Annotated in this window: 1 protein-coding gene; it reads right to left on the minus strand. The window is 55.7% G+C overall.

Going from position 1 to position 1,176, the window contains the following annotated elements:
• Window positions 1–121 precede the first annotated feature (121 nt).
• Window positions 122–1,176, minus strand: a 1,055-nt coding sequence (locus C7411_RS36835) for a site-specific integrase (RefSeq protein ID WP_243413483.1), incomplete at its 5' end; no start/stop codon positions are given.

Below are 1,176 nucleotides of genomic sequence, written 5' to 3' on the forward strand. Positions count from 1 at the left end.
GCGGCGGTTGGACGATAAGAGCCGGATGAATCGAGAGATTCACGTCCGGATCCGTGAGAGCGTGAGGGTGCAATTCCCTTGCGCTACTCGACGATCTCAACGCGTCGTTCGGCTATGGACTTTATGTTGGGTGTTTTGTGGAGGGGCCTGATACGGAAGCACTTGGAGTCTCAGATAGGCTCGCGGCGAGCTTGTCTCCCAATTTCTTCCATGCGGCCGTTTTCTCGGCCGCATACTCATAGAGCAGATAGTGTCGGCGAACTTTAGGGCCCGCCACGATATGGTTTTGACAACGGTCGATGACATCGAGTGGAATACCGAGTTCTTGCATCATGGTAGCCCCGGTTCGCCGCAGATCGTGTGGTGTCCAATTGCCGTTGGCCCCATCTGAAAGCACGAGACTATCGTCATTTCGGCGCTTGGTAAGCGGCTTGCTGCGATTCTGGAAACGCGTTTGGCGGTCGCCCACCTGTTTGCTGACCGATTTCTTGCAGACGTGAGTATCTCCCTTCGCCTTGTTCCGAGCCGGAAACAACCACTCGGAATCGCCGGATAGTGCCAGTAGCTCGGTAAATTTCTGGCGGGCAAAGTCAGACAAGAAGACGAGATACTCCCGCCGGTGTTGCCGCTGCCCCTTCACATTCGAGCGCGGGATGTACCATGTGCCGTCTTGTAGATTGACATGCTGTCGCTTGGCCACGAGCAATTCACCGATGCGGCAGAGGGTGCTCAGGCATATCCATAACGCAAGCTCGGTTTCGCGTTTCAGAGGATGCTGCAGGGTGTGTCTGGTGCCTGTCGGCGCCGCGGCGTACTCGGCCCTTGCGCGAGAAAGGATATGGGCCAATTGCCGGATTTCATCCAATGACAATCTGCGCTCGCGCTCTTCCTCGTAGTTGTCAGGGATCAGCTTGTTCATGTCGACCAGATTGACGGGATTACCATCGATCAGTAATCGGCGCCATGGCTGCCGCTCGTCTCCCCAGCGCAGCATCTGGCCGAAATTGTCGAAGGTCATGATCGCCGTTCGCACTACGCCACGTGCAATCAGCTTGGATTCCATCGCATGAATATCAGAGTCTGAGATTGACCCAGAAAAACGGACACCTATTCTTTTGAGAAGGAGGTGCCGGAAATGGGCAAGCATCGTACCCCATACCCTGCGGAATTCCGGGC

The sequence above is a fragment of the Paraburkholderia silvatlantica genome (assembly GCF_003096715.1).
In the GTDB taxonomy this organism is placed as follows: domain Bacteria; phylum Pseudomonadota; class Gammaproteobacteria; order Burkholderiales; family Burkholderiaceae; genus Paraburkholderia; species Paraburkholderia silvatlantica.